Origin of the sequence: Streptomyces durbertensis (assembly GCF_014156695.1) — a bacterium.
Classification (GTDB): Bacteria; Actinomycetota; Actinomycetes; order Streptomycetales; family Streptomycetaceae; genus Streptomyces; species Streptomyces durbertensis.
The window spans coordinates 1-17,097 of sequence record NZ_WMLF01000070.1; the positions used below are offsets into that span (position 1 = coordinate 1).

The following is a 17,097-nucleotide window of genomic DNA, read 5'->3' on the forward strand; positions in this document are numbered from 1 at the left end:
CTCGTATCGCGTGACCGGCCCCGCCGCCGTGCTCGGCGGACTCGGCGGACGGACCGGGCCTCATCCGACGAAGCGGCCTCAGCGGACGAAGACGCCCGCCTGGGTGGCCAGGTCGAGGAAGTACTGCGGGAGGACGCCGAGCAGCAGCGTGGCGGCGACGGCGATGCCGATGGCCGCCTTGGTGAGCACGCTGGGGATGGCGACGGTGGGGCCTTCGGCCGCCGGCTCGCTGAAGAACATCAGCACGATGACGCGGAGGTAGAAGAACGCCGCGACCGCCGACGACAGCACGCCGACCACCACCAGCACGCCGGCGCCGCCCTCGGCCGCCGCCTTGAAGACCGCGAACTTCCCGACGAAACCGGAGGTGAGCGGGATGCCCGCGAACGCCAGCAGGAAGATCGCGAAGACGGCCGCGACCAGCGGTGAACGCCGCCCCAGGCCGGCCCACTTGGAGAGGTGGGTGGCCTCGCCGCCGGCGTCCCTGACCAGCGTGACGACGGCGAACGCGCCGAGCGTCACGAAGGAGTAGGCCAGCAGGTAGAACAGGACCGACGAGATGCCCTGCGGGTTGACGGCGACCACACCGGCGAGGATGAAGCCGGCGTGCGCGATGGAGGAGTACGCCAGCAGCCGCTTGACGTCGGTCTGGGTGATGGCGACGATCGCGCCGACGACCATCGACAGGATCGCCACGCCCCACAGCACCGGCCGCCAGTCCCAGCTGAGGCCGGGCAGGACGACGTAGAGCAGCCGCAGCAGGGCTCCGAAGGCGGCGACCTTGGTGGCGGCGGCCATGAAGCCGGTGACGGGGGTGGGCGCGCCCTGGTAGACGTCCGGCGTCCACATGTGGAACGGGACGGCACCGACCTTGAAGAGCAGCCCCATGAGCACCAGCGCGGTGCCGACGAGCAGCAGCGCGTCGTTGCCCATGGCGGCGGCCAGCGCGGGGCTGGGGTTCTCCACCGAGCCGTCGACGACGGCGGCGATGCCGGCGTAGCTGACGGTGCCGGCGTAGCCGTAGAGCAGGGCGATGCCGAAGATGAGGAACGCCGAGGAGAACGCGCCGAGCAGGAAGTACTTGACCGCCGCCTCCTGCGACAGCAGCCGCCGGCGCCGGGACAGCGCGCACAGCAGGTACAGCGGGAGGGAGAAGACCTCCAGCGCGATGAACAGCGTCAGCAGGTCGTTGGCCGCCGGGAACAGCAGCATGCCGCCGACGGCGAACAGCAGCAGCGGGAAGATCTCCGTGGTGGTCCAGCCGGCCTTGATCGCCTCGCGTTCGCCTGGGCCGCCGGGGACGGCGGCGGGTTGGGCGGCGAAGGAGTCGACGCGGGCGCCGTGGGCGACGGGTTCGAGTCGGCGTTCGGCGAAGGTGCCGACGGAGACCAGGCCGACGGCGAGGATCACTCCCTGGAGGAAGAGGGCCGGGCCGTCGAGTGCGAGGGCGCCGATGCCGATGACGGCGGCCTTCTCCGTGGCCCAGCCGCCGGCGGCCAGCCCGACGACGGCGGTGAGTCCGCCGGCGAGGGCCAGTGCCGACAGCCCGACCTGGAGGTGGTACCGGGCGCTGCGCGGCGCGAACGCCTCGACGAGCACGGCGACGACGGCCGCGCCCAGCACGATGAGCGCCGGGGACAGTTGTAGGAACTCGATCGAGGGGGCCTCGGCGGCGTGTGTCCACAGTGTGTGGACCCCGCTCGCCGCCTGGATGCTCGGGTCCGCGCTCACTTGGCCGCCTCCACCTCTGGCAGTGCTGGTTCGGGATCGGTCTTGCGCACGTCGGAAAGGGTGTGCTCGACCGCCGGGTTGACGATGTCGGTCAGCGGCTTCGGGAACAGGCCGAGGAAGATCAGCAGCGCGATCAGCGGTGCCACGACGGCGAGTTCACGCGGCCGCAGGTCCGGCAGGCGCTCGATCTCCGGCTTGTCGACCGGGCCGGTCATGGTCCGCTGGTAGAGCAGCAGGACGTAGACGGCGGCGAGCACGATGCCGACGGTGGCGACGATCCCGGCCGCCGGGTAGCGGCTGAAGGTGCCGACCAGGACGAGGAACTCGCTGATGAACGGGGCGAGTCCGGGCAGCGAGAGGGTGGCGAGGCCGCCGACGAGGAAGGTGCCGGCGAGTACCGGGGCGACCTTCTGCACGCCGCCGTAGTCGCTGATGAGCCGGGAGCCGCGCCTGCTGATGAGGAAGCCGGCGACCAGCATCAGCGCCGCCGTCGACAGTCCGTGGAACACCATGTAGAGGGTGGCGCCGCCCTGACCCTGGCTGGTCATCGCGAAGATGCCGAGCACGATGAAGCCGAAGTGCGAGATGGACGCGTACGCCACCAGGCGCTTGATGTCGCGCTGGCCGATGGCCAGCAGTGCGCCGTAGATGATGCTGACCAGCGCGAGCGCGATGATCGCCGGGGTGGCCCAGGCGCTGGCCTCGGGGAAGAGTCCGAGGCAGAAGCGCAGCATCGCGAAGGTGCCGACCTTGTCGACGACCGCCGTGATGAGCACGGCGACCGGCGCGGTGGACTCCCCCATGGCGTTGGGCAGCCAGGTGTGCAGCGGCCACAGCGGCGCCTTGATCGCGAAGGCGAGGAAGAAGCCGAGGAACAGCAGCCGTTCGATGTTCGTCGCCATGGCCAGGTCGCCGGCGGCGCGGGCCTCGGCGATCTGCTGCATGGAGAAGGTGCCCTGGCCGAGCTGGTCGGCGGTGACGACGTAGAGGCCGATCACCGCGGCGAGCATGACCAGGCCGCCGACGAGGTTGTAGAGCAGGAACTTCACCGCGGCGTAGGAGCGTTGCTTGGCGCCCTCCGCCTCACCGGCGCTGTGCGCCCGGTCTCCGAAGCCGCCGATGAGGAAGTACATCGGGATGAGCATGGCTTCGAAGAAGATGTAGAAGAGGAAGACGTCGGTCGCGGCGAAGGAGATGATCACCATCGCCTCGACCATCAGGATCAGCGCGAAGAAGCCCTGCGTGGGGCGCCAGCGCCGGTTGGGGGAGGTGTCCTCCAGAGGGTCGGCGTCGTGCCAGCCGGCGGCGATGATGAACGGGATGAGCAGCGCGGTGAGCGCGATCATCGCGACGCCGATGCCGTCGACGCCCAGCTCGTAGCGGACGCCGAAGTCGGCGATCCACGCGCGTGACTCGGTGAGTTGGTAGCGGGCGCCGCCGGGGTCGAAGGCGAGCGTGACCCAGGCGGCGAGCGCCAGCGTGCCCAGCGACACGACCAGGGCGAGCCACTTGGCGGCGTTCCGCCGGGCCGCCGGCACGGCCGCGGTCGCGACCGCGCCCAGTGCGGGCAGCACGGCGGTCGCCGTGAGCAGGGGGAAGGATGTGTCAGCCATGACTCAGACCGCCCTCATCAGCAGGGTGACAGCGACGAGCAGTGCCGCACCGCCGAACATCGAGACCGCGTAGCTGCGGGCGAAGCCGTTCTGCACCCGCCGCATCCGCCCGGACAGCCCGCCGAAGGCGGCGGCGGTGCCGTTGACCGCGCCGTCGACCAGCTTGTTGTCGACGTAGACGAGCGAGCGCGTCAGGTGTTCGCCGCCCCGCACGAGCACCACGTGGTTGAAGTCGTCCTGGAGCAGGTCGCGGCGGGCGGCCCGGGTGACGAGGCTGCCGCGCGGGGCGACCACCGGCACCGGCCGGCGCCCGTACTGGAGCCAGGCCGCGCCGACGCCGATCAGCAGCATGACCACGGTCAGCGTGGTGATGGCGGCGACGCCGATCGGCGGGTGGCCGTGCTCGAAGGAGGTGACCGGCTTCAGCCAGTTGACGAACGCGTCGTTGGACGTGAAGAGGCCGCCGGCGAAGACCGACCCGAACGCGAGCACCGCCATGGGGATGACCATGGTCTTCGGCGACTCGTGCGGGTGCGGCTCGTTGCCGTTCTTGTCCGGCTGCCAGCGCTTCTCGCCGAAGAACGTCAGCAGCATCACGCGTGTCATGTAGTAGGCGGTGATGGCCGCGCCGAGCAGGGTGACCGCGCCGAGGACCCAGCCCTGGGTGCCGCCCTTGGCGAAGGCGGCCTCGATGATGGCGTCCTTGGAGAAGAAGCCGGAGAGACCGGGGAAGCCGATGATGGCGAGGTAGCCGAGGCCGAAGGTCACGAAGGTGACCGGCATGTACTTCCGCAGTCCGCCGTACTTCCGCATGTCGACCTCGTCGTTCATGCCGTGCATGACCGAGCCGGCGCCGAGGAAGAGGCCGGCCTTGAAGAAGCCGTGGGTCACCAGGTGCATGATCGCGAAGGCGTAGCCGATCGGACCGAGTCCGGCGGCCAGCACCATGTAGCCGATCTGCGACATCGTCGAGCCGGCGAGCGCCTTCTTGATGTCGTCCTTGGCGCAACCGACGATCGCACCGAACAGCAGCGTGACCGCGCCGACGACCACCACGGCGGTCTGCGCGTCGGGCGCGGCGTTGAAGATCGCGCCGGAGCGGGTGATCAGGTAGACGCCGGCGGTGACCATGGTGGCGGCGTGGATGAGGGCGGAGACCGGGGTCGGGCCCTCCATCGCGTCCCCGAGCCAGGACTGCAGCGGCACCTGGGCGGACTTGCCGCAGGCGGCGAGCAGCAGCATGAGGCCGATGCCGGTGAGGGTGGCCTGGGTGGCTTCCTCGGCGTTCGCCAGCACCGGCCCGAAGGCGAAGGTGCCGAACGTGGTGAACATCAGGAAGATCGCGATGGCCAGGCCGGCGTCGCCGACCCGGTTGACCACAAACGCCTTCTTGGCGGCCGTGGCCGCGCTGGGCTTGTGCTGCCAGAAGCCGATGAGGAGGTAGGAGGCGAGGCCCACGCCCTCCCAACCGACGTACAGCAGAAGGAAGTTGTCCGCCAGGACGAGGAGCAGCATGGCGGCGAGGAACAGGTTCAGATAGCCGAAGAAGCGGCGGCGGCGCTCATCGTGCTCCATGTAGCCCACCGAGTAGAGGTGGATGAGCGTGCCCACGCCGGTGATCAGCAGGACAAACGTCATGGAGAGCTGGTCGAGCTGGAAGGCGATGTCCGCCTGGAAGCCGCCCACCGGCACCCAGCTGTACAGGTGCTGGTGCAGCGCCCGGTCGTCGCCGGGCCGGCCGAGCATGTCCACGAACAGCACGGCCGCCAGGATGAACGACACGCCGGCCAGTACGGTACCGAGCCAGTGCCCCGTTCGGTTCAGATGACGCCCGCCGCACAGCAGCACGGCCGCGCCCAACAGGGGCGCCGCGACGAGCAGTCCGATCATTGACTCCACTGGTTCGTACCCCTTACAGCTTCATCAGGCTGGCGTCGTCGACCGAGGCCGAGTGACGGGAGCGGTACAGCATCACGATGATCGCGAGACCCACCACGACCTCGGCGGCGGCGACGACCATCACGAAGAACGCCATGATCTGGCCGTCGAGGTTGCCGTGCATGCGGGAGAACGCCACCAGGGTGAGGTTCGCGGCGTTGAGCATCAGCTCGACGCACATGAAGACCACGATGGCGTTCCGCCGGATCAGCACGCCGAACGCGCCGATGGTGAACAGCAGGGCGGCGAGGTAGAGATAGTTCACCGGGTTCACTTGGCCTCCTCCTCACCGGACGCCTGGTCGCCGGACGCCTGGTCGCCGGACGTCCGGTCGCCGGGCGGGCGCTTGTCGGCCGGGCCCGCGTCGGACGGTCCGGTGTCGGTGTCCTCGGCGGTGCCGTCCGCGTCGCCGCCGGCCGGAGTCGTGTCGGCGGGTTCCGCCGCTTCCCCGGCCTCCCGCTTCTCCAGCGAACGCCGGGCCTCCGCACGGCGGTTGGCCGGGCCGCCGGCCGTGCCGTGGTACTCGGCGGTGCGCTGTTCCAGGGCGGCGAGCGAGGCCAGCTTGTCGGCGCTGACCTCGCGCATCTGACCGCGCTCCCGCAGGGTGGGGTTGACGGTCAGCTCGGACGGGCTGCCGTCGGGCAGCAGGCCGGGGCGGTCGACGGCGTTGTGCAGGGCGTACACACCCGGCGCCGGCAGCGGCGGCACGTGCCCCGAGCGGGTCCTGGCCTCGGCCTGCTCCCGCTGCGACGTGGCCTTCTCGATGCGTTCGCGGTGGGTGAGCAGCGTCGCCCCGACGGCCGCCACGGTCAGCAGCACGCCGGTGACCTCGAAGGCGACGACGTACTCGGTGAACAGCTTCTCGGCGATGCCGGGGACGTTGCCGCCGTGCACGGCGTTGGCCTCCTCGACGCCGGTGAAGGAGCCGAGGGCCGCCTGGCCGATGCCGGCGGTGACCAGGATGCCGAGGCCGAGCGCGCAGAGCGCGGCCATCCAGCGCTGGCCGCGCAGCGTCTCCTTGAGGTTGTCCGCCGTGCTGACGCCGACCAGCATCAGCACGAACAGGAACAGCATCATGACCGCGCCGGTGTAGACGACGATCTGCACGACGCCCAGGAAGTAGGCGCCGTTGGCGAGGTAGAAGATCGCCAGGATGATCATGGTGCCGGCCAGGCAGAGCGCGGAGTGCACGGCCCGCCGCAGCAGGACCGTGCCCAGCGCGCCGGCGACGGCGATGCCGCCCAGCAGCCAGAACTGGAAGGCCTCGGCACCGGAGGTGGTGGACGCGAGGAGGCCGCTCATACCCGCGCCTCCTCGTCGTGGTTGTCGCCGTTGTGGTGGTCGCCGTCGCGCCGCTTGTCGTGCTGCCGCTCGGACTGCCGCTCCTCGGCCGCCTCGCGGTCGGCGACCGGGTGGTGGCTGTGCGCGGCGGACTCCACGTCGGCGTCCGGGTACGGGGTGGGCTCGGCGGTGTCGGTGACCTGCTGCACCTCGGTGCCGGGGGCGGCCTCGGTGACCAGTCCGCTGTAGTAGTCCTTCTCCGTCATGCCCGGGTAGATGGCGTGCGGGGAGTCGACCATGCCCTCGGTGAGCCCGACGAGCAGCTCCTCCTTGGTGAAGATCAGCGACTCGCGGCTGCGGTCGGCGAGTTCGTACTCGTTGGTCATGGTCAGCGCCCGGGTCGGGCACGCCTCGACGCAGAGTCCGCACAGGATGCAGCGCAGGTAGTTGATCTGGTAGACGCGGCCGTAGCGCTCACCGGGCGAGTAGCGTTCCTCGTCGGTGTTGTCGGCGCCCTCCACGTAGATGGCGTCGGCCGGGCAGGCCCACGCGCACAGTTCGCAGCCGACGCACTTCTCCAGCCCGTCGGGGTGCCGGTTGAGCTGGTGGCGGCCGTGGAAGCGGGGCGCCGTGGGCTTCTTGTACTCGGGGTACTGCTCGGTCAGCCGCTTCTTGAACATGCCCTTGAAGGTCACGCCGAAGCCGGCCACCGGTTTCAGGAAATCAGGCATCGTCGGCCTCCTTGCCGGCTGCGCTGTCCGCCTCGGCGGCGCTCTGTCCCGCGTCGCCCGCGGGTACGGTCGCTGGCTGTCGTTCCGCGCGCGGCCGGCGCCTGGGCACCGGCGGCAGGCTCTGACCGGGCAGCGGCGGCACGGGGTAGCCGCCGGCCATCGGGTCGAAGGCGGGTGCTTCCGCCTTCTCGCGGGCCTCCCGTTCGGCTTCGGCGCGGCGCTCCTCCCGGTCCCGGAAGATGTCCGCGACGAAGGAGACGAGCAGCAGCACCAGGACGCCGCCGGCGACCCACAGGATGATCTGGGTGAAGTCGTAGCCCTCGTTGCGCATGGCGCGGACGGTGGCGACGAGCATCAGCCACACCAGCGAGACGGGGATGAGGACCTTCCAGCCGAGCTTCATGAACTGGTCGTAGCGGACCCGGGGCAGGGTGCCGCGCAGCCAGACGAAGACGAACAGCATGACCAGGACCTTGCCGACGAACCACAGCATCGGCCACCAGCCGTGGTTGGCGCCCTCCCAGAAGGTGGAGATCGGCGCGGGCGCCCGCCAGCCGCCGAGGAACAGCGTCACGGCGAGCGCGGAGAGGGTGACCATGTGGATGTACTCGGCGAGCATGAACATCGCGAACTTGATCGACGAGTACTCGGTCTGGAAGCCGGCGACCAGGTCGCCCTCGGACTCCGGCATGTCGAACGGCGCGCGGTGCGCCTCGCCGACCATCGCCACCATGTAGATGAGGAAGGACACCGGGAGCAGGACCGCGAACCAGGTGTCGGTCTGCGCCCCGACGATCGTCGAGGTCGACATGGAGCCGGAGTAGAGGAAGACGGCGGCGAAGCTCAGGCCCATCGCCACCTCGTAGCTGATGATCTGGGCCGTGGCGCGGACGCCGCCGAGCAGTGGGTAGGTGGAGCCGGAGGCCCAGCCGGCCAGCACGGTGCCGTAGGCGCCGATGGAGGCGACGGCGAGGATGTAGAGGACGGCGACCGGCAGGTCGGTCAGCTGCATCGCGGTGCGGGTGCCGAAGATCGACACCTCGTTGCCGGGCGGGCCGAACGGGATGACGGCGATGGCCATGAACGCCGGGACGGCCGCGACGATCGGCGCCAGCAGGTAGACCGCCTTGTCCGACCCCTTGACGACCACGTCTTCCTTCAGCATCAGCTTGATGCCGTCGGCGAGGGACTGGAGCATGCCCCAGGGGCCGTGCCGGTTGGGGCCGATGCGCAGCTGCATCCAGGCGACGACCTTGCGTTCCATGACGATGGAGACCAGCACGGTCACCATCAGGAAGGCGAAGCAGAACACCGCCTTGAGCAGGATCAGCCACAGCGGGTCGTTGCCGAACATGGACAGGTCCTCGACGGCCAGCGCCGCCGGCGGGGAGGCGGGGAGCGGGCTCACGCGTGCACCTCCGGTGCGTCCGTAACGTCTCCGGGTCGCCCGTCCTCCGGCTCCGCCGGGGCGATCCGCACGAGTTCGCCCGGGTGTGCGCCGGTGTCGGAGGTGACGCCGTCGCCGAACGAGTTCAGCGGCAGCCACACGACCCGGTCGGGCATGGCCGTGACGCGCAGCGGGAGGCGCACGGTCCCCGACGGGCCGCCGACGGCGAGGAGTTGACCGTCGGTGGCGCCGATCTCCTCGGCGGTGGCGGCGGACAGCCGGGCGGGTGCCTCGTGGCGGGTGGCGGCGAGCGCGTCGTCGCCGTCCTGGAGGCGGCCCTGGTCGAGCAGCATCCGGTGGCCGGCCAGTACCGCCTCGCCGGAGCCCGGGACGGGCAGCGGCCGGGCGGGCTCGCTCGGGGCGGTGGCGCGCGGCCCGTCCCAGACGCCGAGCCGGCCGATCTCGGCGCGGGCGGTGCGCACGTCGGGCAGTCCGAGGTGCACGTCCAGCGCGTCGGCGAGCATGTTCAGCGCGCGGGAGTCGGGGAAGACAAAGCGCCTTGTCATCTGGTCGGGCTTGACGGCCGCCTCGAACGGGCGCTCGCGCCCCTCCCAGTTGAGGAAGGTGCCGGCCTTCTCGACGACGGCGGACACCGGCAGCACCACGTCGGCGCGGTCGGTGACCTCGCTGGGCCGCTGTTCGAGGCTGACGAGGAAGCCGACGGCGTCCAGCGCCTCGCGGGCGCGGGCCGGGTCGGGGAGGTCGCGGACCTCGACGCCGCCGACGAGGAGGGCGGCGAGCTCGCCGGTGGCGGCGGCCTCGATGATCTGCCCGGTGTCCCGGCCGGCACTGCGCGGGAGTTCGGCGACGCCCCAGGCGGCGGCGGTCTCCTCGCGGGCGCGCGGGTCGGTGGCGGGTCGGCCGCCGGGCAGCAGGCCGGGCATCGCGCCGGCCTCCAGCGCGGCGCGCTCCCCGGCGCGGCGCGGGATCCACACCAGGCGCGCGCCGGTGGCCGCGGCCAGCCGGAGTGCGGCGGTGAGCGCGCCGGGCACGGCGGCGAGCCGTTCGCCGACGAGGACCACGGCGCCCTCGGCGCGCAGCGCGTCGGCGGCCCGGGTCCCGGTGTCGTCGAGCCCGACGCCGCCGGCGAGCGCGTCCAGCCACTCGGTCTCGGTGCCGGGCGCGGCGGGCAGCAGGATGCCGCCGGCCTTGGTCAGGCCGCGGGTGGCGTGGGAGGCGAGGGCGAAGGTGCGCTGGCCGTGCTTGCGGTGGGCCTTGCGCAGCCGGAGGAAGACGCCGGGGGCCTCCTCCTCGGCCTCCAGGCCGACGAGCAGCACGGCGGGTGCCTGCTCCAGCTCCCGGTAGGTGACGCCGTCACCACCGAGGTCGGCGCCCCGGCCCGCGACGTGCGCGGCGAGGAAGTCGGCTTCCTCCGGGCTGTGTTGACGGGCGCGGAAGTCGACGTCGTTGGTGCCGAGCGCGATCCGGGCGAACTTGGCGTACGCGTAGGCGTCCTCGTGGGTGAGACGGCCGCCGGTGAGCACTCCGGCCCGACCGCGGGCGCCGGCCAGGCCGCGCGCGGCGGCCTCCAGTGCCTCGGGCCAACTGGCGGGCTCCAGCTTTCCGTTGTCCCGGTTGCGGACGAGCGGGGTGGTGAGGCGCTCGGGCCGCTGGGCGTAGCGGAAGCCGAAGCGGCCCTTGTCGCAGATCCACTCCTCGTTGACCTCGGGGTCGTCGGCGGCGAGCCGCCGCATGACCTTGCCCCTGCGGTGGTCGGTGCGGGTGGCGCAGCCGCCGGCGCAGTGCTCGCACACCGAGGGCGAGGAGACCAGGTCGAAGGGGCGGGAGCGGAACCGGTAGGCGGCCGAGGTGAGCGCGCCGACCGGGCAGATCTGGATGGTGTTGCCGGAGAAGTAGGACACCAGCGGGTCGCCCTCGCCGGTGCCGACCTGCTGCAGCGCGCCGCGTTCCAGCAGTTCGATCATCGGGTCGCCGGCGATCTGGTTGGAGAAGCGGGTGCAGCGGGCGCAGAGCACGCAGCGTTCCCGGTCCAGCAGCACCTGCGCGTTGACCGGCACCGGCTTGGCGAAGGTCCGCTTCCTCCCTTCGAAGCGGGTCTCCGGGTCGCCGGTGGACATGGCCTGGTTCTGCAGCGGGCACTCGCCGCCCTTGTCGCAGACCGGGCAGTCCAACGGGTGGTTGATCAGCAGGAGTTCCATCACCCCGCGCTGGGCCTTCTCGGCCACCGGCGAGGTGAGCTGGCTGCGGACCACCATGCCGTCGGTGCACGTGATCGTGCAGGACGCCATCGGCTTGCGCTGGCCCTCGACCTCGACGATGCACTGGCGGCAGGCGCCGGCCGGGTCGAGCAGCGGATGGTCGCAGAAGCGGGGGATCTCGATGCCGAGCAGTTCGGCGGCGCGGATGACCAACGTGCCCTTGGGGACGCTGATCTGTGCGCCGTCGATGGTGAGCGTCACCAGGTCCTCGGGAGGCACGGCCTCGCCGCCGCCTGAGGACTTCTGGTCGGTCGTGACGGTCACGCCTTCACCTCCGGGTGAGCGTTGTCGGTGCCGTCGCCGGAGTCGGCCCACACCGTGGACCTGGCCGGGTCGAACGGGCAGCCGCGGCCGGTGATGTGCTGCTCGTACTCGTCGCGGAAGTACTTGAGCGACGAGAAGATGGGGCTCGCGGCGCCGTCGCCGAGCGCGCAGAACGACTTGCCGTTGATGTTGTCGGCGATGTCGTCGATCTTGTCGATGTCGGACATCCGGCCCTTGCCCGCCTCGATGTCGCGCATCAGCTGGACGAGCCAGTAGGTGCCCTCGCGGCAGGGGGTGCACTTGCCGCAGGACTCGTGGGCGTAGAACTCCGTCCAGCGGGTGACGGCCCGCACCACGCAGGTCGTCTCGTCGAAGCACTGGAGCGCCTTGGTGCCGAGCATGGAGCCGGCGGCGCCGACGCCCTCGTAGTCGAGCGGGACGTCCAGGTGCTCGTCGGTGAGCAGCGGGGTGGAGGAGCCGCCCGGCGTCCAGAACTTCAGCCGGTGGCCCGGCCGCATCCCGCCGCTCATCTCCAGGAGTTGGCGCAGTGTGATGCCGAGCGGGGCCTCGTACTGGCCGGGGCGGGCGACGTGTCCGGAGAGCGAGTAGAGCGTGAAGCCGGGGGACTTCTCGCTGCCCATCGAGCGGAACCAGTCCTTGCCCTTGTTCATCAGGGCGGGAACCGAGGCGATGGACTCGACGTTGTTCACCACGGTGGGGCAGGCGTACAGGCCCGCGACGGCGGGGAAGGGCGGGCGCAGCCGAGGTTGACCGCGTCGTCCCTCCAGGGAGTCCAGCAGCGCGGTCTCCTCGCCGCAGATGTACGCGCCGGCGCCGGCGTGCACGGTGATCTCCAGGTCCTTGCCCGGGCCGAGCGCGTCCTTGCCGAGGTAGCCGGCGGCGTACGCCTCCCGCACGGCCTCGTGGAGGCGCCGCAGTACGGGCACGACCTCGCCGCGCAGGTAGATGAACGCGTGGTTCGAGCGGATCGCGTGGCAGGCGATGATCATGCCTTCGATCAGCGAGTGCGGGTTCGCGAAGAGCAGCGGGATGTCCTTGCAGGTGCCCGGCTCCGACTCGTCCGCGTTGACGACGAGGTAGTGCGGCTTGTCGTCGCCCTGCGGGATGAACTGCCACTTCATCCCGGTGGGGAAGCCGGCGCCGCCGCGGCCGCGCAGCCCCGCGTCCTTGACGTAGGCGATCACGTCGTCGGGGGCCATGGCGAGGGCCTTGCGCAGGCCCTGGTAGCCGTCGTGGCGCAGATACGTCTCCAGCGTCCACGACCGCGGGTCGTCCCAGAACGCCGAGAGCACCGGGGAGAGCAGCTTCTCCGGCGATTCCGTGGTCATCATCGGTCCTCCTCGGACACGGGTCCCGCCGGGTGCGACGGGTCGGAGTCGGAGGTCTTGCGCGGGGCGTCGTGCGAGCTGGGGTGGCTCTCCGGCGCCTGGTCGTCGGCCGGCAGGTCGACGCCCGGCACGGTCTCCGCGCGGGGGCTGACCACCCGGGTCGCGGGCTGCTCCTCCCCCTTGGCCAGGCGCAGTCCGGCGAGCGAGGCCGGGCCGGCGCCGCCGGACGCCTCGACCGCGCCGGGGCGCTCGTCGGGGAAGCCGGCGAGGATGCGCGAGGTCTGCCTGAAGTCGCACAGCGGGGCGCCCCTGGTGGGCGTCACCTCGCGGCCGGCCCGCAGGTCGTCCACGAGCTTCTTCGCCGACTCGACGGTCTGGTTGTCGAAGAACTCCCAGTTGACCATCACCACGGGCGCGAAGTCGCAGGCCGCGTTGCACTCGATGTGTTCGAGGGTGACCTTGCCGTCGTCGGTGGTGCCGCCGTTGCCGACGGACAGGTGCTGCTGCAGCTCCTCGAAGATCTCGTCGCCGCCGAGCACCGCGCACAGCGTGTTCGTGCACACCCCGACCTGGTAGTCGCCGCTCGGCTTGCGGCGGTACATGGTGTAGAAGGTCGCGACCGCGGTGACCTCGGCGGTGGTGAGGTCGAGGGTCTCCGCGCAGAAGCGGATGCCGGTCCGGGTGACGTGGCCTTCCTCGGACTGCACCAGGTGCAGCAGCGGCAGCAGCGCGGAGCGGCTGTCGGGATAGCGGCCGATGATCTCCCTGGCGTCCGCGTCCAGTCGCTCCCGCACCTCGGCCGGGTAGTCGGGGGCGGGCAGCTGCGGCATGCCGAGGCTGACGTCCGTCATCGGTCGACACCTCCCATCACGGGGTCGATGGACGCGACGGCGACGATGACGTCGGCGATCATGCCGCCCTCGCACATCGCCGCCATGGACTGAAGGTTGGTGAAGGACGGGTCGCGGAAGTGCACCCGGTAGGGGCGGGTGCCGCCGTCGCTGACGACGTGCACGCCCAGCTCCCCCTTGGGGGACTCCACCGCCGAGTAGGCCTGGCCGGGCGGCACCCGGAAGCCCTCGGTCACCAGCTTGAAGTGGTGGATCAGGGCCTCCATCGAGGTGCCCATGATGTTCCTGATGTGGTCGAGCGAGTTGCCGAGGCCGTCCGGGCCGAGCGCGAGCTGCGCGGGCCAGGCGATCTTCTTGTCGGCGACCATGACCGGGCCGGGCTCCAGCCGGTCGACGCACTGCTCGATGATGCGCAGCGACTGCCGCATCTCCTCGACCCGGATCAGGAACCGGCCGAAGGAGTCGCAGGTGTCGGTGGTCGGCACGTCGAACTCGTAGTCCTCGTAGCCGCAGTACGGCTGCGCCTTGCGCAGGTCGTGCGGCAGGCCGGTGGAGCGCAGGATCGGGCCGGTGGCGCCGAGCGCCATGCAGCCGGCCAGGTCCAGGTAGCCGATGTCCTCCAGGCGGGCCTTGAAGACCGGGTTGCCGGTGCAGAGCTTGTCGTACTCCGGCAGGTTGCGGTCCATCTTGCGGATGAACTCGCGCAGCGCGTCGACCGTGCCGGGCGGCAGGTCCTGGGCGAGCCCGCCGGGTCGGACGAACGCGTGGTTCATCCGCAGGCCGGTGATCAACTCGAAGAGGTCCAGGACGTGTTCGCGGTCCCGGAAGCCGTAGATCATCACCGTGGTGGCGCCCAGCTCCATACCGCCGGTGGCGATGGCCACCAGGTGGGAGGAGATCCGGTTCAGCTCCATCAGCAGGACGCGGATGACGCTCGCCCGGTCCGGCACGTCGTCGGTGATGCCCAGCAGCTTCTCGACCGCGAGGCAGTACGCCGTCTCGTTGAAGAACGGCGTCAGGTAGTCCATGCGCGTCACGAACGTGGTGCCCTGCGTCCACGTCCGGTACTCGAGGTTCTTCTCGATGCCGGTGTGCAGGTAGCCGATGCCGCAGCGGGCCTCGGTGACCGTCTCGCCGTCGATCTCCAGGATCAGCCGCAGCACGCCGTGCGTGGACGGGTGCTGGGGACCCATGTTGACGATGATCTTCTCGTCGTCGCTCTTGGCCGCCGCCTCGGCGACCTCGCCCCAGTCGCCGCCGCTGACCGTGTAGACGGTGCCCTCGGTGGTCTCCCGGCCGGTCGCGAACGCGTCGGGGGAACCCGCCGTGTCCTGCGGGGAGTCCTGGGGGGCGTCCTGTGAGGTGTCCTGTGGGGTGCTCATCAGCTGTAGGACCTCCGCTGGTCGGGAGCCGGGATCTGGGCGCCCTTGTACTCGACCGGGATGCCGCCCAGCGGGTAGTCCTTGCGCTGCGGGAAGCCCTGCCAGTCGTCGGGCATCATGATCCGGGTGAGGGCGGGGTGGCCGTCGAAGATGATTCCGAAGAAGTCGTAGGTCTCCCGCTCGTGCCAGTCGTTGGTCGGGTAGACCTCGACGACGGACGGGATGTGCGGGTCGGCGTCCGGGGCGCTCACCTCGAGCCGGATGATCCGGTTGTGGGTGAGCGAACGCAGGTGGTAGACGGCCCGCAGTTCGCGCCCCCGGTCCTCGGGGAAGTGGACGCCGCTGACGCCGGTGCAGTACTCGAAGCGCAGCGCCGGGTCGTCGCGCAGGGTGCGGCAGACGGCGAGCAGGTGCTCGCGGCTGATGTGGAACGTCAGCTCGTCCCGGTCCACGACCGTCTTCTCGATGACGGCCTCCGGGTCCAGGCCCTGCTCCTCCAGCGCGCCCTCCAGCTCGTCGGCGACCTCGTCGAAGTACGAGCCGTAGGGGCGGCTGCTGCCGCCGGGCAGCCGGACCGTGCGGACGAGTCCGCCGTAGCCGGAGGTGTCGCCGCCGTCGCGCGGGCCGAACATGCCGCGCCGGACGGCGATCACCTCGCCCAGGTCCTCGCGCTGCGCCGGCAGCGCGCCCTCGGCGGCGCCCTGCGTGCCGGGCTCGCCGTGCGCCTGCGCCTTCGTGCCCTCTGCGCTGGGGGTGTCCCCCTTGGGGGCGTCCGTCTTGGGGGCGTCGGCCTTGGGGGCGTCGGGGGCGGTCTTCGGCTTGTCCTCGCCCGCCGGGTCGCCCGCGCCCGCCGGCTTGTCCGCGCTCATCGCAGCAGCCCCTTCATCTCGATCGTGGGAAGGGCCTTCAGCGCGGCCTCCTCCGCCTCGCGGGCCGCCTGCTCGCGGTTCACGCCCAGCTTCTCCTCGCGGATCTTCTGGTGGAGCTTGAGGATCGCGTCGAGCAGCATCTCCGGCCGCGGCGGGCAGCCCGGCAGGTAGATGTCGACGGGCACGACGTGGTCGACGCCCTGCACGATCGCGTAGTTGTTGAACATGCCGCCCGAGGAGGCGCACACGCCCATGGAGATGACCCACTTCGGGTTCGGCATCTGGTCGTAGACCTGCCGCAGGACGGGCGCCATCTTCTGGCTGACCCGCCCGGCCACGATCATCAGGTCGGCCTGGCGGGGCGAACCCCGGAAGACCTCCATGCCGAACCGCGCCAGGTCGTACCGGCCGGCGCCCGTGGTCATCATCTCGATGGCGCAGCAGGCGAGTCCGAAGGTGGCCGGGAAGAGCGACGACTTGCGTACCCAGCCGGCGGCCTGCTCGACCGTCGTGAGCAGGAAGCCGCTGGGCAGCTTCTCCTCAATTCCCATCTGGTTTCGCCCCTACTCTCAGGTCTTCGGGTCCGTCGGGCAGTGGTCCGGGCGCGCGGCCCGGAACGCGTGGTCGTCCGGTCAGTCCCACTCCAGACCACCCCGGCGCCAGTCGTAGGCGTAGGCGACGCCGATGAGCCCGACGAAGATCAGCATCTGGACGAGGCCGAACATCCCCAGCGCGTCGAAGTGGACGGCCCAGGGGTAGAGGAAGACGATCTCCACGTCGAAGACGATGAACAGCATCGCGGTGATGTAGTACTTCACCGGGAAACGGCCGCCGCTGGCCGGCATCGGAGTGGGCTCGATGCCGCACTCGTACGCGTCGAGCTTGGCGCGGTTGTAGCGCTTGGGCCCGATGACCGAGGCCGCCACCACGGAGAACACCGCGAAGGCCGCGCCGAGAGCCCCGAGCACGAGGATGGGGACGTAGGCGTTCACCGCTCCTCGCTCCTTCCAGTCGCCGATGACTAGCTGGGTCCGCTGCGAGCCGGTTCACCGCCTCCGCGTCACGCGGGGAGCCTCGTCGGCCTTTCCGGCCGGACAGAAGATCGTGCACATGTGAGGCAGTTCACAAGCCCGAGTCGCCTGCATCTTATGCCCCCGCCTCTGTGATCTGCGACACGGGGTACCGGACTGACTTTGTGATCTTTGCCACCCGCACCACGCGCAACACCCGCACCGGACAAAGATCTTCATACGCAAAGCGTCCAGTCGCTCACGAGTGGTGACAGATCGACCCTTACTCACCGGTCAGAGCGGTGCGCGCTAGCAAGTAAGGGCACCCTTATGCAAATTCGCGATCGAGCGACGGCCGTGGTAAATGGCCTCTACAGCTGATCACCGGACGGCCTCCCGGCCGCCGCTCCCC

14 protein-coding genes are annotated in these 17,097 nt (G+C 70.7%); all 14 read right to left on the reverse strand.

All coding sequences use genetic code 11. The annotated features are described in order from the left end of the window. Positions 1–78: 78 nt before the first annotated feature. The 14 genes from nuoN to GL263_RS07390 all read right to left on the reverse strand — a co-directional run bounded on the left by nuoN (position 79) and on the right by GL263_RS07390 (position 16,667). Entirely contained in the window at positions 79–1,731 is a 1,653-nt protein-coding gene (gene nuoN, locus GL263_RS07325) for an NADH-quinone oxidoreductase subunit NuoN (RefSeq protein ID WP_438947929.1), read from the reverse strand. Beyond that, on the reverse strand, positions 1,728–3,344 hold the full coding sequence (locus tag GL263_RS07330; protein ID WP_182854770.1) for an NADH-quinone oxidoreductase subunit M: 1,617 nt from the start codon (positions 3,342–3,344) through the stop codon (positions 1,728–1,730). Before GL263_RS07330 ends, nuoN begins: the two co-directional genes overlap by 4 nt. 3 nt (positions 3,345–3,347) lie before the next feature. Beyond that, on the reverse strand, positions 3,348–5,243 hold the full coding sequence (nuoL, locus tag GL263_RS07335; RefSeq protein WP_182854771.1) for an NADH-quinone oxidoreductase subunit L: 1,896 nt from the start codon (positions 5,241–5,243) through the stop codon (positions 3,348–3,350). Positions 5,244–5,256: 13 nt separating this feature from the next. After that, positions 5,257–5,556, reverse strand: a complete 300-nt coding sequence (gene nuoK / locus GL263_RS07340; protein WP_182854772.1) for an NADH-quinone oxidoreductase subunit NuoK — start codon at positions 5,554–5,556, stop codon at positions 5,257–5,259. Then, the gene (locus GL263_RS07345) at positions 5,553–6,584 is read right to left on the reverse strand and encodes an NADH-quinone oxidoreductase subunit J (protein WP_182854773.1); all 1,032 of its coding nucleotides are present in this window, start codon (positions 6,582–6,584) and stop codon (positions 5,553–5,555) included. The genes nuoK and GL263_RS07345 overlap by 4 nt, the downstream gene beginning before the upstream one ends. After that, a complete protein-coding gene (gene nuoI / locus GL263_RS07350) occupies positions 6,581–7,294 on the reverse strand; it encodes an NADH-quinone oxidoreductase subunit NuoI (RefSeq protein ID WP_228456193.1) in 714 nt (237 codons plus the stop codon). The genes GL263_RS07345 and nuoI overlap by 4 nt, the downstream gene beginning before the upstream one ends. Further along, positions 7,287–8,648: an NADH-quinone oxidoreductase subunit NuoH gene (gene nuoH, locus GL263_RS07355; RefSeq protein WP_182854779.1), complete on the reverse strand. Its 1,362-nt coding sequence runs from the start codon at positions 8,646–8,648 to the stop codon at positions 7,287–7,289. The genes nuoI and nuoH overlap by 8 nt, the downstream gene beginning before the upstream one ends. Before the next feature lie 50 nt (positions 8,649–8,698). Continuing rightward, complete coding sequence (locus GL263_RS07360; RefSeq protein ID WP_182854774.1) at positions 8,699–11,224, reverse strand: NADH-quinone oxidoreductase subunit G; 2,526 nt, start codon at positions 11,222–11,224, stop codon at positions 8,699–8,701. Further along, a complete protein-coding gene (gene nuoF / locus GL263_RS07365; RefSeq protein ID WP_182854780.1) occupies positions 11,221–12,573 on the reverse strand; it encodes an NADH-quinone oxidoreductase subunit NuoF in 1,353 nt (450 codons plus the stop codon). Before nuoF ends, GL263_RS07360 begins: the two co-directional genes overlap by 4 nt. Next, entirely contained in the window at positions 12,573–13,424 is an 852-nt protein-coding gene (nuoE, locus tag GL263_RS07370; RefSeq protein ID WP_182854775.1) for an NADH-quinone oxidoreductase subunit NuoE, read from the reverse strand. The genes nuoF and nuoE overlap by 1 nt, the downstream gene beginning before the upstream one ends. Continuing rightward, entirely contained in the window at positions 13,421–14,806 is a 1,386-nt protein-coding gene (locus GL263_RS07375; protein ID WP_182854776.1) for an NADH-quinone oxidoreductase subunit D, read from the reverse strand. The genes nuoE and GL263_RS07375 overlap by 4 nt, the downstream gene beginning before the upstream one ends. Further along, positions 14,806–15,675 (reverse strand): NADH-quinone oxidoreductase subunit C, encoded by an 870-nt coding sequence (locus tag GL263_RS07380; RefSeq protein ID WP_228456195.1) that lies wholly within the window; start codon positions 15,673–15,675, stop codon positions 14,806–14,808. The genes GL263_RS07375 and GL263_RS07380 overlap by 1 nt, the downstream gene beginning before the upstream one ends. Continuing rightward, on the reverse strand, positions 15,672–16,226 hold the full coding sequence (locus tag GL263_RS07385) for a NuoB/complex I 20 kDa subunit family protein (protein WP_182854777.1): 555 nt from the start codon (positions 16,224–16,226) through the stop codon (positions 15,672–15,674). Before GL263_RS07385 ends, GL263_RS07380 begins: the two co-directional genes overlap by 4 nt. An 81-nt stretch (positions 16,227–16,307) precedes the next feature. Continuing rightward, on the reverse strand, positions 16,308–16,667 hold the full coding sequence (locus GL263_RS07390) for an NADH-quinone oxidoreductase subunit A (RefSeq protein ID WP_143648026.1): 360 nt from the start codon (positions 16,665–16,667) through the stop codon (positions 16,308–16,310). Between the last annotated feature and the right edge of the window lie 430 nt (positions 16,668–17,097).